We start from the raw sequence: 19,800 nt of genomic DNA on the forward strand, positions 1-19,800 counted from the left end.
ATCGAGGTTAGAGCATAACATCGCCACGGCCCCACAGGAACAAGGCACCAATTCAACATCGCCAGGGCGCGTAGCTACTTCTTCTTTTTGCTTGGCATCGAGACTTTGATGCCTTGGGCGGACTTGGTCACACGAGAGCGCTTAGCTCCGGTACTCTTCTTTTTCTTGGGCTGGGCCTGGGCCACGCCCTCGAGTGCGCGGGCCTCGGCCTCGCGAGCGGTGCGATCTTCGCGGCGCTGCGCCATGTCGGCGGCGACGCGCTTGGCAAAACGTTCGGCCGTCGAGCCCGTCGAGCTCACCTTGCCGCCACCGCGACCCAGGCGGACGCGCACACCGCGGCCAAAACCAGTTGCGGCATGACGACGACGCGGCTTGAGCGAATCCATCATCGTGGCGAGCTTAAAGAACACCGAGCAGGTAAAGACCACGATAACAGCCAAGATAACCATCTGGCCCATCGACAGGTTGGCAATAGACAGCAGCTCCGGGAATCCGATAACGCCCACCAGGATGCCGGCGACTACAAACACAAAGAGCACCACACGTAAGGGCGTGAGAGGCTGCGAGACGCGCCAGATTAGGCTGACGCTCGCCGCGCACGACGTAAGCAGGCACATCGTAGACAGCGTGAGCTGGCTAAAGCCAAACACGCGCGCCACAAAGATATCGAGCGCCGCAGCCAAAATGACCGCAATCGACGCCGGCAGTGCACGCTTGAGTACGTTGCTCAAAAACGCACCCTTCACACGAGCATTGTTGGGCTCCAGGCCCAACACAAAGCCCGGCGCGCCGATGCAGAAGAAGTTAATGAGCGTCATCTGGATGGGCTCGAAGGGGTACGGCGGCAGCGCGATACACAGCGCCGCCAGGCCCATCGAGAACAGCGTCTTGGTCAGGAACAGTGAGGCCGAACGCTGCAGGTTGTTGATGGAGCGACGGCCCTCGGCCACCACGGCGGGCATCGAGGCAAAATCGTTGTCGACGAGTACGATCTCGGCCACGTTGCGCGCGGCATCGGAGCCGGCCGCCATGGCGACGGAGCAGTCGGCCTCCTTGAGCGCCAGCACGTCGTTGACGCCGTCGCCCGTCATGGCCACGGTGTGCTCGCGGCGCTTGAGCGCCTGCACGAGCTCGCGCTTCTGCTGCGGGGTCACACGACCAAAGACATGGTAGCGGTCCACTGCGGCATCGAGCTTGGCCGGCGTATCGAGCGTCGTGGCGTCCACATAAGCGTCCGCCCCCGGCACGCCCACCACACGCGCGATCGACGACACCGTACGCGGGTCGTCGCCACTGATCACGTTGAGGGTCACGCCCTGCTCGTTAAAGTAGCCGATGGTCTCGGCCGCCGAGGTACGGATCTCGTCGCGGATGGTCACAAAGCCCACGGGCTCGGCCTCGCCCACCATATCGCCATCGGGTGTAAAGCCGTCCACGCGCGCCACCACGAGCACGCGGCAGGTGTCGGCAAGCTCGGCGACACGGTTCTCGACCTGCGAAAACACACGATCAGAGAGCACAAACTGCGCCGCACCCATCACATAGGAACCCTGCTCAAAGGACGCACCGCTCCACTTTTTGGAGGACGAGAATGGAATGACCGACAGCGGCTCGGACACCTCGACCGGGCGATCGGCGTAATAGTTGAGCAGCGCCTGGCAGGTCTCGTTGGCATCGGCCGAAGTCGCACGTGCCACGTTAGCCAGCGCAAAATCGAGCACCGTGGTATCGACGGGAACAGCCGCCTCGTCCGAGCCAGCGCCTAGGCTGACGCCCTCAACCGGCAGCGGATACGTGCCCTCGACCTCCATGCGGCCCGACGTGATAGTGCCCGTCTTGTCCAGGCACAGCACGTCGACGCGCGCGAGCGTCTCGATGCAGTAGAGCTGCTGCGCCAGCACCTCGCGGCGGGCCAGGCGCACCGTGGCGATGGCGAGCACCGACGAGGTCAGCAGCACCAAGCCTTGCGGAATCATGCCCAGCAGGGCGCCCACCGTGGACAGCAGCGCCGACGAAGGCACATGGCCAGCCAACAGCTCGGAGAAGCACCACGAAAGCGCGGTATCGCCCGGGGTTCCCGCGGCATCCCACAGCTCGCTCACACTCGAGGCAAACAACGCCAAACCGAGCGGGATCATGATGATGCTCGCAAAGCGCACGATAGCGTTCAGCGCGTTCATGATCTCGGAATTGACCTTTTTGACGTACTTGGCCTCGTTATTAATTTTGGCCACGTAGTTGTCGGCGCCGACATGAATCACGCGGGCGCGCAGCAGGCCCGAGTCGATAAAGCTGCCGCTCATGAGCTCAGAACCGGGCTGTTTCTTAATAAGGTCGCTCTCGCCCGTCAGCAGGCTCTCGTTCACGAGCGCCTCACCCGAAACCACCACGGCGTCAGCGGGAATCTGGTCGCCGCGCCCCAGGCGGATGATGTCGTCGAGCACGATCTGGTCCAGGTCGAGCTCCACCTCGGCGCCGTCGCGCACCGCGATGGCCTTCTTGGAGGTCAGCAGCGTGAGCTTATCGACCATCTTCTTGGAACGCATGGACTGAATGACGCCAATAGCGGTATTGAGGAACACCACGAACAGGAACGTCAGATTCTTAAACGAACCGGTCAAAATGACCAGGAACGCCAAGATCACGTTGATCAAATTGAACAGCGTGCAGAGATTCTCGATGATGAGCTCTTTGACCGACTTGGTCTTGAGCTCCATGTTGCGGTTGATCTTACCGGCGGCGATGCGCTCCTCGACCTCGGCGGTCGAAAGCCCGCGCTCGATATCCGTTGCTGCCATACCACGTCCCATCACGTCGCGTCGGTATAAGAAAACCGCCCGGACCATGCGAGGTTCGGACGGCCTTGCGTTCGGTGGTGCCCCATGTTGGATTCGAACCAACGGCCTTCTGCTCCGGAGGCAGACGCTCTAATCCCCTGAGCTAATAGGGCCAACGTTTGGCATTATACCCAAGTGCGCCACGGGCTATCAAAATAAAAGAAAAAGCTTTGCAGTTCCGAGGAAGACGCGGCGCAACGGCCCACTTTAGAAGGCAAAAGCGAGTCAGATAGTATAAACTCTCATGCACCATATATACACGGCTCGCGATGCGGGCCGTTTTTGCAAGGGTTATCCATCGAGGTGAGAGGCACACCATGATTGCTATTTTAAAGCAGAGCGCCAGCGACGAGGCCGTCAGCCATATCGTCAGCTGGATTGAGAAAAAGGGCCTGAAGACCGACGTCTCGCGCGGCGAGAACGAGACGATCATCGGCCTGGTGGGCGATACGACCAAGATCGACCCGTTCCTGCTCGAGTCCATGGATGTCGTCGAGCGCGTGCAGCGCGTCTCGGAGCCGTTCAAGCGCGCCAACCGCAAATTCCACCCCGAGGACTCCGTCATCGACTGCGGCCACGGCGTCAAGATCGGCGGCGACCAGTTCCAGGTCATCGCCGGCCCCTGCTCCGTCGAGGGCGAGAACCTCATCCGCATCGCACGCCGCGTAAAGGCCGCCGGCGCCACGATGCTGCGCGGTGGCGCCTACAAGCCCCGCACCTCCCCTTACGCCTACCAAGGCATGGGCCCCGCCGGCCTCGACCTGCTGTGCGAGGCGTCTGCCGAGCTCGACATGCCGATCGTCACCGAGATCATGGACCCACGCGACGTGCAGGTCTTCCTGGACAAGAAGATCGACGTCATGCAGATCGGCGCCCGCAACGCCCAGAACTTCCCCCTGCTCAAGGAGGTCGGCAAGACCAAGACCCCGATTCTGCTCAAGCGCGGTATGTCCGGCACCGTCGACGAGCTGCTTATGGCAGCCGAGTACATCATGAGCGAGGGCAACGACAACGTCATCCTGTGCGAGCGCGGCATCCGCACCTTCGAGACCCGCACCCGCAACACCTTCGACCTCAACGCCGTGCCGGTGCTGCACCACCTCTCGCACCTGCCCGTCGTCGCCGACCCCAGCCACGCCACCGGCTACACCCGCTATGTTGAGCCCATGGCGCTCGCCGCGACTGCATGCGGCGCCAACGGTCTGGAGATCGAGGTCCACGACGACCCGAGCCACGCTTGGTCCGACGGTGCTCAGGCCCTCACCCCCGACCAGTTCGACGATACCATGCGCCGCATCCGCGCCATCCGCGAGGTCGTCTGCCAAGAGACCGTTCAGGAGTAGCCCATGGGCACGGTGAGAAACGCACGCGTTAACCAGGGCGGCCCCAAGTGCGCCGGCATCGTGGGCCTGGGCCTCATCGGCGGCAGCTTTGCCCGCGGCTATGCGCAGGCGGGCGTCCGCGTGCTGGCCTGGGACCCCGATGACGATGTCATGACAGCCGCCAGCATGGGCACCGTCGCCGGCGAGCTCAACGACGAGACGCTCGGCGAATGCGACATCATCGTCCTGGCTTGCTACCCCGAGGCCTGCATCGAGTGGCTCGAGGCGCATGCCCAGGCACTCGCCGACGCCACCGACACCGAGGCCATCATGGGCCCCGTGGTGATCGACACGGTGGGCGTCAAGGGCATCGTGTGCGAGCGCGCCTTTGAGCTTGCCCGCGAGCACGGCTTTTACTTTGTGGGCGCGCACCCCATGGCGGGCACACAATACTCGGGCTACGCACACTCCCGCGCCGACCTGTTCCAGGGCGCGCCGCTCGTGCTTGTACCGCCCGCGGTGGACGATGCGCTCAAGCTGGAGCTTTTGGGCCAGGTGCGCGAGATGGTGCGCCCCTTGGGCTTTGGCAAGTTCAGCGTGACCAGCGCCGCCGAGCACGACCGCGTCATCGCCTTCACGAGCCAGCTTGCGCACGTGGTATCCAACGCCTACGTCAAAAGCCCCACCGCCCAGGTTCACCACGGCTTTTCGGCCGGTAGCTACCGCGATCTCACCCGCGTGGCGCACCTCAACCCGCAAATGTGGTCCGAGCTCATGATCGACGACGCCGACGCACTCGCCTTCGAGATCGACCATCTGATCGAGTCGCTTGGCGCCTACAGCCGTGCGCTCAAGGACCGCGACCAGCGCTATCTGGAGAATCTCCTTGCCGAGGGCGACCGCATTAAGCGCGCGCTCGACGACGAGGCCTCACACTAGACCACCTATCACGCCAGGTCGAAAGGACCGAAGCTTATGGCGATTACCATCGATATCGACACCGCACGCCCCTACCAGGTGCATGTTGGCACGTTTTTGCTGGAGCAGGCGGGACCGCTCGTGCGCGCCACTGCCGGCGGCACCAAGGCCGTCATCGTGACGGACACCAACGTGGGCCCGCTCTACCAGATGCCCGTTAAGCAGAGCCTGGAGGCATCAGGCTACGAGGTGAGCATCTGCACCTTCGAGGCCGGCGAGGCCCATAAGCGCGCCGAAACCTATGTTGCCATTTTGGAGTTTGTGGCCGAGCACGAGCTTTCGCGCTCCGACGTGATCGTGGCACTCGGCGGCGGCGTCGTGGGCGACGTGGCGGGCTTTGTGGCCGCCACCTACATGCGCGGCTGCAAGTTTGTGCAGATCCCCACGAGTCTGCTCGCCATGGTGGATTCGTCGGTGGGCGGCAAGACGGCCATCGACCTGGCCGCAGGCAAAAATCTCGCCGGTGCCTTTTGGCAGCCGAGCGTGGTTATCGCCGACGTGGGATGCCTTGCCACCCTCACGCCCGAGCAGTTCGCCGACGGCTGCGGCGAGGTCATCAAACACGCCGTCATTGCCGATCCGGAGCTTTTCGCCGAGCTGGAGAAGACCCCGCTCACGCTGGAGCTGCTCAACCGCGATGTGGCGCGCGTAGCGCTCATCATCGCCCGCAATATCGACATCAAGCGCGCCGTGGTCGTTGCCGACGAGCGCGAGACCAACCAGCGCAAGCTCCTCAACTTTGGACACAGCGCCGGACACGCCGTCGAGGGCTGCGAGCACTTTGAGCTCGGACACGGCAACTGCGTGTCGATCGGCATGGGCATCATCACGCGCGCCGCGGCCCTGCACGGCGTCTGCGATGCCGCACTGCCCGGTCGTATTGAGGAGCTCTGCGCCCGCCATGGCCTCAAGACCCGCTGCGACCTCGATGCCGATGCCGTCTTCGCCGAGGCGCTCCACGACAAGAAGCGCGCCGGCGAAACCATCGACCTGGTGATTCCGCACGGCATTGGCCGTTGTAGCATCGACCGCACGCCGCTTTCCACATTCCACGAACTCATTGCCGAGGGCCTCGGCCAGAAGGAGGAGGCATCCGCATGCTAGCCCGCATCACCCCGTCCCCGCTCAAGGGCACCGTTCCCGCCATCGCGTCCAAGTCGATGGCGCATCGCCTCATCATCTGCGCTGCGCTTGCCAACGGCGAGACGCACGTTACCTGTAACACCACCTGCGCCGACATCGAGGCCACGGTGCGTTGTCTAACGGCCCTGGGTGCTCGCATCGAGACCGTCGAGGACGGCTTCCAGGTCCACCCCACCATGAAGAGCATTGAATTTGGCCTGCTCAAGGCCCTAGCCGGCGGCACGCTCGACTGCGGCGAGAGTGGCTCCACGCTGCGCTTTATGTTGCCCGTCGCCTGCGCGCTGGGCGCAGAAGCAACTTTTGTGGGTCAGGGACGCTTAGGCGCCCGCCCGCTCTCCCCGCTCTCGGACGAGATTATCGCCGCCGGCTGCGACCTACAGGGTCTGGGCGGTTTTCCGCTCAAGACGAGCGGCCGCATGCGCCCGGGCACCTTTGTGCTTCCGGGCAACGTGAGCTCGCAGTATATCTCCGGCCTGCTGCTGGCGGCCCCGCTACTGGCCCAGCCCTCCTGTGTGCAAGTGACCGGCCTCATCGAGAGCCGCCCCTATATCAACCTGACCATCCAGGCCATGAAGGCCTTTGGTGTCGAGGTCAACGTCGAGCGTATTCCGGCCAAGGACGGCCAGCCCGAGGTCACGAACTTCCGCGTAAGCAGCGGCTCGTACCGCACGCCCGGCAGCGTAGCCGTCGAGGGCGACTGGTCCAACGCCGCCTTTTGGCTGTGCGCCGGCGCCATCGGCACCGACCCCATCACCGTGGAGGGTGTGTCCCTGAGCTCCGCACAGGGCGACCGCAACGTGCTTGCCGCGCTTTCGCGCTTTGGCGCCCGCATCGTGCGCTCCACCAACGCCGCCACCGTGCAGTCCGACAAGCTCGCCGGCTTTGAGATGAGCGCCCACGACATTCCCGACCTGGTGCCCGTTATCTCGGCCGTGGCCTCGCTGGCACAGGGCCGCACCTTTATCCGCGATTGCGCCCGCCTGCGTATCAAGGAATCCGACCGCCTGGCCACAACCACCCGCGAGCTCACCGCGCTGGGCGCGCAGGTGCGTATTGCCGGCGACGACCTCATCATCAAGGGCGTCGATGCCTTCACCGGCGGTGAGGTCGATTCGCACAACGACCACCGCATCGCCATGATGGCCGCCATCGCCGCAAGCCGCGCCACCGGCGAGGTCGTGATCCACGGCGCCGAGGCCGTCAACAAGTCCTATCCCGATTTCTTCGACCACTACCGCCTACTGGGCGGCAAGGTCACACTCGAGGAGGAATAGCATGTCCTCGACCTTTGGCAACGTCTTGCACTTAAGCATCTTCGGCCAATCGCACTCCCACGCTATCGGCTGCTCGCTCGATGGCATCCCGGCGGGCATCGCCGTGGACCAGGAGGAGCTGCAGGCCTTCCTCGACCGTCGCGCCCCCGGACGCGACGAGACCGCGACCAAACGACGCGAGGCTGACGCAGCCCACATCATCGCCGGTGTTGTCGATGGACATACCACCGGCGCGCCCATCGCCGCGATTATCGAGAACACCAACACGCGCTCCAAGGATTACTCCGAGCTGCGCCGCAAACCCCGCCCCGGGCACGCAGATTTCCCTGCGCGCGTGAAGTATCACAACATGCACGATGTCGCTGGTGGCGGGCATTTTTCCGGTCGCCTAACGGCACCCTTATGCATCGCTGGCGGCATTGCGCTACAGGCGCTCGAAGCCCGCGGCATTCAGGTCATGGCGCATGTGGCGCAGATCGGCGGTATCTCCGACCTGCCCATGGACGACATGGTCTATCGCGAGGCCGACCGCAAGGCAATTCTTTCGAACGACCTGCCGTGCATTGACGCCGCCGCAGCCGGCCGCATGCGCGAGGAGATCCTAGCCGCGCGCGACGAACTCGACAGCATCGGCGGCATCGTGGAGTGCGGCATTTACGGGCTTCCCGCGGGCATCGGCGACCCCATGTTCGACGGCATCGAGAACCGCATCGCGCAAATCGCGTTTGGCATTCCCGCCGTGAAGGGTGTGGAGTTTGGCATGGGCTTTGCCGTGGCCGCCATGCGCGGCAGCGAGAACAACGATCCGTATCGCATCGATGCCGAGACCGGCGAGATCGAAGTCGAGTCCAATAACGCCGGCGGCATCCTGGGCGGTATTTCGACCGGCGCGCCCGTCATGTGGCGCATGGCCGTAAAGCCGACGCCCTCCATTGGCCGCGAGCAGCAGACCGTAGACATGGACGCTATGGAAAATGCCGAGCTCTCGGTCCACGGCCGTCACGATCCCTGCATCGTCCCGCGCGCCGTCCCCGTTGCCGAGGCAGCAGCTGCCCTCGCGATTTGGGACGCCCTCCTCGAGGACGCCGCCCAGCTTTAGTCCACCCACCCCAAGGGTAGTTAATTTGGGACGGGGCTATTTTAGCTACCCCCATATACCGGTTCATATTTGCCCCGGCACCCATCGATTCGCCGACAGTCAAAGGGTAGCTAAAATAGCCCCGTCCCAAATTAACTACCCCCGCACAACGATTCACGAAAGGGGCCTCCATGGACCTTGCTGACATCCGCCAGGCCATCGATGGCATCGACACCACGCTCCTCAACAGCTTTGTCGAGCGCATGGACATTGCCACCGAGGTCGCCAAGTCAAAAATCGAGATGGGCAAGGCCGTCTTCGACCCCGCCCGCGAGCGCTCCAAGCTCAACAACCTCGCCAGCCGCGCGCCCGAGCGCTACGAGGCACAGACCATCGCCCTGTTCCGTCTCCTCATGAGCATGAGCAAGGCCGAGCAGCAGCGCTACATCAACGAGCTCAACGGCATCACGGTCTCGCAAAAGGCCCACGCCACGGCCGTAGCCTCCGACACGCCCTTCCCCCAAACGGCCAGCGTTGCCTGTCAGGGCGTGGAAGGCGCCTACAGCCAAATCGCTGCGTGCAAGCTCTTCGACGTGCCCGACATCGCGTTCTTCGAGACCTTCGAGGGCGTCATGCGCGCCGTGCGCGACGGCTTCTGCGAGTTTGGCGTGTTGCCCATCGAAAACTCAACCGCCGGCTCGGTCAACGCCGTCTACGACTTGCTCGCCCAGTTCGACTTCCACATCGTGCGTTCGCTCCGGCTCAAGATCGATCACAACCTGCTCGTCAAGCCCGGCACCAAGCTCGCAGACGTGCGCGAGGTCTACAGCCATGGCCAGGCCATCGCCCAGTGCGCCGGCTTTATCGAGCGCCACGACTTGCATGCCACCAAGTACCCCAACACCGCCATGTCGGCCGAGATGGTCGCCAACTCCGAGCGCACCGATGTCGCCGCTATCGCTTCGCGCAGCTGTGCGGCGCTCTACGGCCTGGAGGTCCTGGAGCCTAATATCCAGGACTCGGACAACAACTACACGCGCTTTGTCGTCATCAGCCGCGAGCCGCGCGTCTACCCCGGCGCCAACCGCGCCTCGCTCATGATCACCACGGCCAACGAGCCGGGCGCCCTCTATCGCGTGCTCGAGCGCTTCTACGCACTCAACATCAACCTGATCAAGCTCGAGAGCCGCCCCATCCCCGGGCACGACTTTGAGTTTATGTTCTACTTTGACCTGGACTGCCCCTTTGGCAGCAAGGCCCTCGACGACCTGCTTGATTCCATCGACGACGTGTGCGAGAGCTTCACCTACTTTGGCAGCTACACGGAGGTGCTCTAGATGACCGATACCGCCGCAACCCGCCCCTACGGCGTGCTGGGCCGCGTGCTGGGCCACAGCTACACCCCGACCATCTACAAAGAGCTCGCAGGCCTGGAGTATGTGCGTTTTGAGCGTGAGCCCGAGGATCTTGAGGCTTTTATGACGGGCGACGAGTGGGAGGGCACCAACGTGACCATCCCCTACAAGCGCGCCGTCATGGAATACCTGGACGAGCTGAGTCCATTGGCCGAGCGTATGGGCAACGTCAACACCATCACGCGCCTGCCCGACGGCCGCCTGCGCGGCGACAACACCGACCACTTTGGTTTTCAGTGCCTGGTCGAGGAGCTGGGCGTTGAAGTGGCCGACAAGAAGGTCCTTGTGCTCGGCGCCACCGGTGGCGCGGGTACCACTGCCAGCATGGTGCTCGGCGACCTAGGCGCCACCGTGGTGCCCGTGGGCCGCACGAGCGAGGTCAACTACGGCAACATCGCGCAGCAGTCCGACGCCGCCCTGCTCGTCAACTGCACGCCCGCCGGCATGTTCCCCCATTGCCCCGACGCGCCTTGCACGCTCGAAGGGCTCGATGCGCTCGAAGGCGTTATCGACATTGTCTACAACCCCGCCCGCACGGGACTCATGCTCGAGACCGAGCGCCGCGGCATCCCCTGCATCGGTGGCCTGCTGATGCTCGTGGCCCAAGCGGCACAGGCCGTCGAGCACTATACCGGCCAAGTCACCCCGCGCAAGCGCATCTTAGACGTAACGGAGCGTCTGTCCCGCCGCGAACAAAACATCGCGCTGATCGGCATGCCGGGTTCGGGCAAGACCCGCGTGGGTGAGCAGATCGCCCAGCTCACGGGCCGCGAGCACATCGACTTGGATCGCGCGCTCGAGGAGCGTCTGGGCATGCCCTGTGCCGACTTTATCGTCGAGCGCGGCGAGGCGGCCTTCCGCGAACAGGAGACTGCTACGCTGGCCGACATTTCCAAGCGCAGCGGCCTGGTGCTCTCCACCGGCGGCGGCGTGGTCACACGCGACGAGAACTACCCGCTGCTGCACCAGAATAGCCAAATCGTGATGCTCAACCGTATGCTCGACGAGCTCGCCCACAAGGGCCGCCCCATCACCGCGCGCGACGGCATCGATAAGCTGGCTGAACAGCGCATGCCGCGCTACCGCGCCTGGGCCGACTACATAATCGACTCACGCGACTGCGCCGCCAACACCGCTTGCGCCGTCCTCGACACCCTCCCACCCGCTCTCTAACCAAAACCACCACAAAGGGGACAGGCACCTTTGTGGTGGTTTTCCAACCGCAAAGGAAGCAACCATGAAAGCACTCGTCATCAACGGTCCCAACCTCAACATGCTCGGCATTCGCGAGCCGGGCATCTACGGCAGCGACAACTACGACCGCCTGGTCCAGATCTGCCAGGAGGCAGGCGCCGCACAGGGTTTTGACGAGGTCGAAGTCTTCCAGTCCAACCACGAGGGCAGCATCGTCGATAAGATCCAGGAGGCCTACGGCAAGGTCGACGGCATCGTCATCAACCCGGCCGCCTACACACATACGAGCGTGGCGATCCTCGATGCGCTCAAAGCCGTCGCCATCCCTGCCGTCGAGGTGCACATCAGCGCCGTAGAGACGCGCGAGGACTTCCGCCAGGTGAGCTACGCACGCCTAGCCTGCTTCGCCACCATCACCGGCGAGGGCCTGCAGGGGTATGCACATGCGCTAGAGCTGTTGAAAGAGCATCTGGAAAAGTAAAATGCCAACCCCAACAAACAGCAGCGGCTTGCTCGCGCTCGGCTTCAGCAGCATACAAGATGAAAAAAGCCCAGACCACCAAGCGGTCCGGGCTTAATTAACGATGGTGCTCCATGGCGGATTCGAACCGTCGACCTTGGGATTAGAAGTCCCCTGCTCTATCCAACTGAGCTAATGGAGCAAATAACCGCACGCCCAAGCAAGCGCAAGCCTGTCAGGCGCAAGTAATTATAACCTAGTTGAACTGCTCGCGGTACGCCTTGCAGACCTCATCGACCGGGCCGTCCATGCGAAGGTCACCCTTCTCAATCCAAACGGCACGGTGGCAGATGCGCTCAACCTGCTCCATGGAGTGCGAAACGAACAGAACCGTCACGTCGCCGCTCTGGATAAAGTGCTGAATGCGGTCCTCGCACTTCTGCTGGAAGAACACGTCACCGACGGACAGCGTCTCGTCAACGATTAGAATATCGGGCTCGGTAATCGTCGCGATTGCAAAGGCGATACGCGCCACCATGCCCGAGGAGAAGTTCTTAAGCGGCATATCGACAAAGTTCTGCAGCTCAGCGAACTCGATAATGCCGTCAAAGTTGGCGTCGATGAACTCCTTGGTATAGCCGAGCAGGGCACCATTCAGATAGATGTTCTCGCGGGCAGTCAGCTCGGGGTCAAAGCCGGCACCAAGCTCAATCAGCGGCGCGATGTTACCGTGCACCTTAACACTGCCCTCGCTAGGCTCAAGCACGCCAGCGATAATCTTGAGCATCGTAGACTTGCCGGAGCCATTGGTGCCGACCAGACCCACGACCTCGCCACGATGAATATCGAACGAGATGTGCTTAAGCGCCCTAAACTCCTCAAAGAACAGCTCGTGCTTGGCAAGCTTGATGAAGTACTCCTTGAGGTTGGTCAGCGACTCGGACGCCATGTTAAAGATCATGGTGACGTCGTCGACCTCGACAGCCAGAGGCTGCTCGCTGTAATCAACAACAGATTCAGTCATCACAGCACTCCTTAGATGTAGAGGATGAACTTGCGCTCGGACTTATGGAACACGGTGTAGCCAATAACAAGCGCAAGGACCGCCCAAGCGACGCACATACCAAACGTCAAAAGCGAGGGCGTAGTCTGGAACAGGAAGATATCACGCATAAACTGCAGGTAGTTGTACATGGGGTTCGCATACACCAAGATCCGAACGATATGCGGCATCTGAGCAACAAAGTCGGTCGTCCAGAAAATAGGCGTGATATAGGTCCAAGCCGTGATGACAACACTCCACAGATGCATAACGTCGCGGAAAAAGACCGTGAGGGCCGAGAGCATCATGCCCAAGCCCATGCAGAAGCACATAAGCAGCAGCAGGCAGACCGGCAGCAGAATCAGGTGCCAAGAAGGCATAACATGGAACCACAACATAACGATGGCAACGGCGACCAGCGAGAAGGCAAAGTTAACCAGCGAGAAGAGCACCTTCTGTACTGGGAAGACCCAACGGTGCACCTTAACCTTCTTGAGCAGCGGGGCAGCACCCACGATCGACGTCAGGGCCTGGTTCGTAGACTCGGACATGACGGCAAAGGTAACGTTACCCACGATCAAGTACAGCGGGTACATCTCGGGCGTAATCGAGCCATTGCGGCCCTGGGCAAAAATCGTCGAGAACACGATGGCCATGACGATCATCATCAGAAGCGGGTTGAGCACCGACCATGCGACGCCCAGAACGCTACGGCGATACTTGATCTTAAAATCCTTGGTAACCAGCTGACGAAGGATAAACGCGTCCTTCTCAAATTCGTTCTTAGCAAACGTCGCAGGCAGACTGCGAGCTTCTTGTTGCTTTGTCTGATCCGACACGGATGCAACTCCTTTACTCGTAATCGTTGACAAACGAACAGTATAGACCCGACGGCCCTGCAAACGATTCGCGCAACAAAACTGGAGAACTAACCCACATCTAAGGATGCCAAGCCCAAACGGCTATACTTTCAAGGATTGAATGTGTAAGGAGCATTGAGTGAATTCTGAATCTATCGCCGTCATCATCCCCTGCTACAACGAAGCGCTCACGATCGGCAAAGTCATCGACGACTTTCACCGCGAGCTTCCGCAAGCGACGGTCTATGTCTATGACAACAACTCGTCGGACGATACCTCACGCATCGCCACCGAGCACGGCGCCACGGTTCGCTTTGAGCCCCGTCAGGGAAAGGGCAACGTGTGCCGCCAGATGTTTCGCGATATCGACGCCGATTGCTACCTGATGGTCGACGGCGACGACACCTACCCCGCCGAGGCGGCCAAAGCCCTCTGCGAGCCTATCCTCAGCGGCACGGCCGACATGACCGTAGGCGATCGCCTTTCCAACGGCACCTATGCCGAGGAGAACAAGCGTGCCTTCCACGGCTTTGGCAACAATCTGGTCCGTGCCATGATCAAGTTGATCTATGGCTACAGCTTCGATGATGTCATGACCGGCTACCGTGCCATGAGCCGCCCGTTCGTTAAAACCTTCCCTGTGCTTTCCGAGGGCTTCCAGATCGAAACCGAGCTCTCGATCCACGCCGTCGACCACCGCTGGCGCATCAAGGATGTGCCCATCGAGTACCGCGACCGTCCGGAAGGTTCCGAGTCCAAGCTCAATACCGTAAGCGACGGCATTAAAGTCGTTGCGATGATTGGCACGCTGTTCAAGGACTACCGCCCTCTGAAGTTCTTCAGCCTCGTCGCGCTTCTGTTTGCGGTGATCGGCCTCGCCTTGGGCACGCCCATCGTTGTCGAGTATTTCCAGACCGGCCTCGTTCCGCGCTTCCCCACCGCCATGCTCGCCGCGTCGTTTATGTTCCTGTGCGGTCTGAGCCTTGCGACCGGCTTCATCCTCGATTCCGTGGCAAAGGTCGAAAAAAAGCAGTGGGAGGTCAACGTGTACAGCAAATACGCCTACGATGACCAGCCCGGCAGGTCCGCCACCACGCCAAGCGAGTGAAAGATCTTCCGCAAAATACTATTGGCACCACTGCGCAGATAGCCATCAACAAGAAAAGCCGCCGTTAACAAGCGGCGGCTTTTACTCTCGAAAAGTTGATAGCGGCTAGAGCGTCTTGAGGTACTCCCCAAGCTCTTCCTCCCAGTCGGGCATGTGGAAGCCGGCAGCCTCGAGCCTGGACAGGTCGAGCGCGGAGTGGACCGGGCGCGGGGCGATGGGGCCGTCGGCGTTCGCGTAGTAGTCGGCGGTCGACACCGGCACGACCCTGTCGCCGTTGCCGTTGGCGGCCTCGAAGACGGCGCGGGCGATGTCCGCCCAGCTCTTCACGGCGCCGGAGCCGGTGCAGTCGTAGGTGCCGTAGGGGGCGTGCGTCCCCAGCACGTGGAAGATGGCCTCGGCCATGTCGCGCGTGAAGGTCAGGCGGCCAAGCTGGTCGTCGACCACAGTGACCTGCGTGAGCCCGTCCTCGGGGTCTGCGACGCGGTCGGACAGGCACTTCATGGTCTTGACGAAGTTGTGCCCCTCGCCGATGACCCAGCTGGAGCGCATGATGTAGTGACGGGGGCACCCGGCCACGGCGATGTCGCCGGCGGCCTTGGTCTGGCCGTAGACGGACAGCGGGGAGAAGGGCTCCTCCTCGTCATGGACCTCGGCCGTGCCGTCGAAGACGTAGTCGGAGGACACGTGGACGAGCGTGATCCCGTGCCCGGCGCAGGTGCGGGCGAGCAGGGCCGGCCCGGTGGCGTTGGCCTTCCAGGCGGTCACGCGGCCCTCAGGGGTCTCCGCCCTGTCCACGGCCGTGTAGGCGCCGCAGTTGATCACGGTGCCGTAGAGCGACCAGTCGTATTTTGAGTAGGCGTCCGGGTCGGACATGTCGAAGGTGTCGATGTCGCAGAAGTCGAAGTCCTTCGCCACGCCGCGCTCCTCGGCGAGCGCGCGCACCGCGCGGCCCAGCTGGCCGTTGCAGCCGGTGACGAGCGTCCTCTTGGGCGCCATGGGGAGGACGTCCTTGAGCATCGGGTGGTTGAGGTCTGCATCGGAGACGGTGGCCTGATCCAGCGGGATCGGCCACTGGATGGCGAGCTCCGGGTCGGCGAGGTTCACGAAGGTGTAGGTCCTCTTCAGCTCGATGGACCAGTGGGCGTCCACCAGGTAGGTGTAGGCGGTGCCGTCCTCCAGGGCCTGGAAGGAGTTGCCCACGCCGCGCGGGACGTAGATGGCCTTGCTCGGGTCGAGCGTGCAGGTGAACACCTTCCCGTAGGTCTCGCTGCCCTCGCGCAGGTCCACCCATGCGCCGAAGACCGAGCCGCGGGCCACGGAGATGAACTTGTCCCAGGGCTCCGCGTGGATGCCGCGGGTGACGCCGCGGCTGTCGTTGTAGGAGATGTTGTTCTGGACGACCCTGAGGTCGGGGATGCCCAGGGCGGTCATCTTGGCGCGCTGCCAGTTCTCCTTGAACCAGCCGCGCGAGTCGCCGTGGACGGCGAGGTCGACGACCTTCAGGCCCTCGATGCCGGTCTCAGCGACGGAGAGGTCCTTCTCGAATGCGATGTCTGCCATGTCTCTCTCCCCTCCTACTGGCCCTGTGCGCGGTAACGGGCCTCGGTGGCCTCCTTGGCCGGGCGCCACCAAGACTCGTTGGCCACGTACCAGTCGATGGTGGCCTTCAGGCCCTCGGCGAAGTCGGTGTGGGCCGGCCTCCAGCCCAGCTCGCGCTGGAGCTTGGTCGAGTCGATGGCGTAGCGGCGGTCGTGGCCGGGGCGGTCGGCGACCCAGTCGAAGTCCTCGGGGTCGCGGCCCATGGCCTCCAGGATCATGCGCAGGACGGTGATGTTGTTCTTCTCCCCATTGGCGCCGATGAGGTAGGTCTCCCCCATGCGGCCCTTGGTGAGGATGTCCCACACCGCGGAGCTGTGGTCCTCGGTGTGGATCCAGTCGCGGACGTTCTCGCCGCGGCCGTAGAGCTTGGGGCGGACTCCGTCGATGATGTTGGTGATCTGCCTGGGGATGAACTTCTCCACGTGCTGGTAGGGGCCGTAGTTGTTGGAGCAGTTGGAAATCGTGGTGCGCAGGCCGTAGGTGCGGGTCCATGCGCGCACGAGCATGTCGGAACTCGCCTTGGTGGAGCTATAGGGGCTCGAGGGCTTATACGGCGTCTCCTCGGTGAACTTGGCGGGGTCGTCGAGCGCCAGGTCGCCGTAGACCTCGTCGGTGGAGACGTGGTGGTAGCGGACGCCATATTTGCGGACGGCCTCCAGCAGGCGGAAGGTGCCCTCCACGTTGGTGCGCAAGAACGGCTCCGGGTCGGCGATGGAGTTGTCGTTGTGGCTCTCTGCGGCGTAGTGCACGATCGCGTCGTGGCGGGGGACGATCCTATCGAGCAGCTCCGCGTCGCAGATGTCACCGACGACGAGCTCGACCCTGTCCTCGGGCAGCCCCGCGATGTTCTCGGGGTTGCCGGCGTAGGTCAGCTTGTCCAGGACGGTCACGTGGACGCCCGGGTGGTTCTTCACGACGTGGTGCACGAAGTTGCTGCCGATGAAGCCGCAACCGCCTGTGACGATGATGTTCTTAGGTTCAAAAATCTCAGACATGAAAATCCAATCTGAAGCAAGTACAGCTTCTTTAGTATGCCGCAGGAAGTGACGCCGCGACACTATTCAACAAAACTATCGGACATTTCGGCATGCGATAAGAGCCATGACCTTCGCAGAATTACTTCCCCTACAAAACGCCTCCGGAATGCAGTCTTTGTCGTACCGGAAGACCGAATTCCCAGTTTTATCGCGTAAGTACTTATAGAAGAAGTCTTCCCAGCTTTTAAACTTCTCACTGTTTACAAATGCTTCTGGGGTTTCCAAAACCGCCTTAACATCTAACCCTGAAATTACGCCAGAGCTCAGCAGAAGCCACTCGAATGACTCGGGAAGACAAACCGTAACAGTATCGCGATGACTGTCTTGCAGCTTAAGGACGCGGTCCGCATAGCACCCAAATGCCGCTCCGTCCGCGACAACAAACACGCGATCGTCGAAATGCTGATCCAACCAGCCCAAAATCGCGCTGTTCGTCATGGCCGAAGCACAGGTAAGCTCACTATCAGCGAAATGCCGTTCAAAGAACTGGAAACCAGACTTACTGTCCTCGCATAGAAGGATAGAAAAGTCCTGTTTTGGCGCCGATCGGGAAATAGCATAACGATGATTTCCGCGATCTTGATAAACAGGGACGAAGGAATGGTATTTTCCGCTCGTCTTAATCTTGTAAATCTCATCCACGCTATACGGAAGATTGGGGAAATCAGCCCTTGAGATCAGCACGAAATAATTCGAGGAATACAGCACATGATGGGCAAACTCATCAGAATGGATCTCTTTTAAGCCCTCATCGACAAATACAATCGAGTCATGAACGGACGAAAGCTGGTTTCGCCAATCATAATCGGTCAGGGCGACACAGGGACAATCGCATTGCAAGGAGACACCCGACTGCTCGCCCGTTCGCATGTAGTCTGCGACCATGTCAAACAGTGTCGTCTTACCCGTGCCACTATCGCCACGCACAATAGTGATGTTCCGCTTGATGGTAAATGTGTACTTAGTTCCCCTGCGGCGGGAAATCTTAACGAGATGCGAACCGTTCATAAGCAGTACCTACAGATACGGAATCGACTCGTGAATCAATTCGGCCATGTTGTGAACGATTCGGCCGCTATTCACGACTTTAATTTTAAAATCCTCGCGACCAAAGTCCATCACATGATAGAGATTCACAACGAGCTTGCGGTCTTTCGCCATGTCAAGAATCCACTTGGCACAGTTGTCACCACAGGTAGAGGCGTTAAAAATATGCTTACGATCAAATCTCATAAGCAGCAGCGTTTTCACGCCACCAGAAAGCTGGAGTGGGGAGATGGATCCAAGCACGGGGCTTTCGATGACGTTTTCGGAGACAACATCCGATCGATCGACATCTTTAATTATCGAGACTGCATAGGGATCCGTAATCCAAGTAGACCGGTAAGAGTTTTTGAAATATGTCGCTGTGTTGTAAATCGCTTCTGGCATATCGCCAAAGTAGACGCTTAACACATCCACTCCCAATCATATTATCTTTATGGTCAACGTAATCATAACGAAAGGGGCCACCAGATAAACGGTGACCCCTAAAAGAAAACAAGCTGGCGCTAGTACTCGCGCGGGCTGTTGACGATCTCGCCGGCGGCGACCTTCTTCAGGTGCCGGCCGTAGACCGACTTGCCGTAGGCCTTCGCGGCCTCCTCGAGCCCGGCGGTCGTGATCCAGCCGTTCTCCCAGGCGATCTCCTCGGGGACGGACACCGGCAGGTCCTGTGAGTGCTCCACGGCGCGGACGAACTCCGCCGCCTCGTGCAGGCTCTCCATGGTGCCGGTGTCCAGCCACGCGTAGCCGCGGCCGAGGGTGACCACGGACAGCGTCCCCTCCTCCAGGTACATCTGGTTGAGCGTGGTGATCTCGAGCTCGCCGCGGGCCGACGGCTCCACCCTATGCGCCTTGGCGGCCACGTCGCCCGGGTAGAAGTACAGGCCGGTGACGGCGTAGGAGCTCTTGGGGCGCTCGGGCTTCTCCTCGATGGAGACGGCCCTCCCCTCGCGGTCGAACTCCACGACGCCGAAGCGCTCGGGGTCGTCCACGTGGTAGCCGAAGACCGTGGCGCGGCCCGACTCGGCGTTCTGGACGGCGCGCGTCAGGTGGCGGGACAGGCCGTTGCCGTAGAAGATGTTGTCGCCCAGCACCAGGGCGCACGGCTCTCCGCCGATGAAGTCCTCGCCGATGGTGAAGGCCTGCGCCAGGCCGTCCGGCGAGGGCTGCTCCGCGTAGGAGAGGTTCACGCCGTAGCGCGAACCGTCCCCGAGCAGGCGCTCGAAGTTGGGCAGGTCGGTCGGCGTGGAGATGACCAGGATGTCGCGGATGCCCGCCAGCATGAGGGTGGACAGCGGGTAGTAGATCATGGGCTTGTCGTAGACCGGCAGCAGCTGCTTGGAGGTCACGAGCGTGAGCGGGTACAGGCGCGTGCCGGACCCGCCGGCGAGGATGATGCCTTTCATAAC

At 61.7% G+C, this 19,800-nt stretch carries 17 protein-coding genes and 2 tRNA genes; 9 read left to right on the forward strand and 10 right to left on the reverse strand.

Features of this window, described 5'->3' with window-relative positions:
• Positions 1-74: 74 nt before the first annotated feature.
• Entirely contained in the window at positions 75-2,798 is a 2,724-nt protein-coding gene (locus ACESUZ_RS03320) for an HAD-IC family P-type ATPase (RefSeq protein WP_373198435.1), read from the reverse strand.
• A gap of 75 nt (positions 2,799-2,873) precedes the next feature.
• Positions 2,874-2,950: transfer RNA gene (locus tag ACESUZ_RS03325), tRNA-Arg, on the reverse strand.
• 204 nt (positions 2,951-3,154) lie between these two features.
• On the opposite strand from ACESUZ_RS03325, the gene aroF reads away from it, so the two are divergent.
• From aroF to aroQ, 8 genes are all read left to right on the forward strand, one after another.
• Positions 3,155-4,180 carry a 3-deoxy-7-phosphoheptulonate synthase gene (gene aroF, locus ACESUZ_RS03330; RefSeq protein WP_373198437.1) on the forward strand — a complete coding sequence of 342 codons (1,026 nt, stop codon included), beginning with the start codon at positions 3,155-3,157 and terminating at the stop codon, positions 4,178-4,180.
• 3 nt (positions 4,181-4,183) lie between these two features.
• Positions 4,184-5,098: a prephenate dehydrogenase gene (locus ACESUZ_RS03335; protein WP_117583253.1), complete on the forward strand. Its 915-nt coding sequence runs from the start codon at positions 4,184-4,186 to the stop codon at positions 5,096-5,098.
• A 36-nt stretch (positions 5,099-5,134) separates the two neighbouring features.
• Positions 5,135-6,241: a 3-dehydroquinate synthase gene (gene aroB, locus ACESUZ_RS03340; RefSeq protein WP_373198439.1), complete on the forward strand. Its 1,107-nt coding sequence runs from the start codon at positions 5,135-5,137 to the stop codon at positions 6,239-6,241.
• The gene (aroA, locus tag ACESUZ_RS03345; protein ID WP_138112729.1) at positions 6,235-7,554 is read left to right on the forward strand and encodes a 3-phosphoshikimate 1-carboxyvinyltransferase; all 1,320 of its coding nucleotides are present in this window, start codon (positions 6,235-6,237) and stop codon (positions 7,552-7,554) included. Before aroB ends, aroA begins: the two co-directional genes overlap by 7 nt.
• 1 nt (position 7,555) lies before the next feature.
• Positions 7,556-8,653 (forward strand): chorismate synthase, encoded by a 1,098-nt coding sequence (aroC, locus tag ACESUZ_RS03350; RefSeq protein WP_373198442.1) that lies wholly within the window; start codon positions 7,556-7,558, stop codon positions 8,651-8,653.
• Between the two features lie 170 nt (positions 8,654-8,823).
• Positions 8,824-9,969 (forward strand): prephenate dehydratase, encoded by a 1,146-nt coding sequence (gene pheA, locus ACESUZ_RS03355; RefSeq protein ID WP_373198443.1) that lies wholly within the window; start codon positions 8,824-8,826, stop codon positions 9,967-9,969.
• Positions 9,970-11,220, forward strand: coding sequence for a shikimate kinase (locus ACESUZ_RS03360; protein ID WP_373198446.1), 1,251 nt, complete (start codon positions 9,970-9,972; stop codon positions 11,218-11,220).
• A gap of 64 nt (positions 11,221-11,284) precedes the next feature.
• Positions 11,285-11,722, forward strand: coding sequence for a type II 3-dehydroquinate dehydratase (aroQ, locus tag ACESUZ_RS03365; RefSeq protein WP_022094776.1), 438 nt, complete (start codon positions 11,285-11,287; stop codon positions 11,720-11,722).
• 104 nt (positions 11,723-11,826) lie between these two features.
• On the opposite strand, the gene ACESUZ_RS03370 is transcribed toward aroQ, so the two are convergent.
• The 3 genes from ACESUZ_RS03370 to ACESUZ_RS03380 form a co-directional block, all read right to left on the reverse strand.
• Positions 11,827-11,903, reverse strand: a tRNA-Arg gene (locus ACESUZ_RS03370).
• 54 nt (positions 11,904-11,957) lie between these two features.
• Complete coding sequence (locus tag ACESUZ_RS03375) at positions 11,958-12,725, reverse strand: ABC transporter ATP-binding protein (protein ID WP_195239234.1); 768 nt, start codon at positions 12,723-12,725, stop codon at positions 11,958-11,960.
• Between the two features lie 11 nt (positions 12,726-12,736).
• Entirely contained in the window at positions 12,737-13,582 is an 846-nt protein-coding gene (locus ACESUZ_RS03380) for an ABC transporter permease (RefSeq protein WP_233503787.1), read from the reverse strand.
• 160 nt (positions 13,583-13,742) lie between these two features.
• Here ACESUZ_RS03380 and ACESUZ_RS03385 point away from each other — a divergent pair, with 160 nt between their 5' ends.
• The gene (locus ACESUZ_RS03385) at positions 13,743-14,711 is read left to right on the forward strand and encodes a glycosyltransferase family 2 protein (protein WP_373198448.1); all 969 of its coding nucleotides are present in this window, start codon (positions 13,743-13,745) and stop codon (positions 14,709-14,711) included.
• A 105-nt stretch (positions 14,712-14,816) separates the two neighbouring features.
• Here the strand turns inward: ACESUZ_RS03385 and ACESUZ_RS03390 are convergent, their stop codons facing one another.
• The 5 genes from ACESUZ_RS03390 to rfbA all read right to left on the reverse strand — a co-directional run bounded on the left by ACESUZ_RS03390 (position 14,817) and on the right by rfbA (position 19,797).
• Positions 14,817-16,271: a sugar nucleotide-binding protein gene (locus tag ACESUZ_RS03390; protein WP_373198450.1), complete on the reverse strand. Its 1,455-nt coding sequence runs from the start codon at positions 16,269-16,271 to the stop codon at positions 14,817-14,819.
• A gap of 14 nt (positions 16,272-16,285) precedes the next feature.
• Entirely contained in the window at positions 16,286-17,305 is a 1,020-nt protein-coding gene (gene rfbB / locus ACESUZ_RS03395) for a dTDP-glucose 4,6-dehydratase (protein WP_373198452.1), read from the reverse strand.
• A 75-nt stretch (positions 17,306-17,380) separates the two neighbouring features.
• Positions 17,381-18,355: a hypothetical protein gene (locus tag ACESUZ_RS03400; protein ID WP_373198453.1), complete on the reverse strand. Its 975-nt coding sequence runs from the start codon at positions 18,353-18,355 to the stop codon at positions 17,381-17,383.
• A gap of 9 nt (positions 18,356-18,364) precedes the next feature.
• Positions 18,365-18,802: a DUF4869 domain-containing protein gene (locus tag ACESUZ_RS03405; RefSeq protein ID WP_040360074.1), complete on the reverse strand. Its 438-nt coding sequence runs from the start codon at positions 18,800-18,802 to the stop codon at positions 18,365-18,367.
• A gap of 95 nt (positions 18,803-18,897) precedes the next feature.
• A complete protein-coding gene (gene rfbA / locus ACESUZ_RS03410) occupies positions 18,898-19,797 on the reverse strand; it encodes a glucose-1-phosphate thymidylyltransferase RfbA (RefSeq protein WP_271748954.1) in 900 nt (299 codons plus the stop codon).
• Positions 19,798-19,800: the final 3 nt, after the last annotated feature.

The organism is Collinsella aerofaciens ATCC 25986 (assembly GCF_964239575.1).
Lineage (GTDB): Bacteria > Actinomycetota > Coriobacteriia > Coriobacteriales > Coriobacteriaceae > Collinsella > Collinsella aerofaciens_BQ.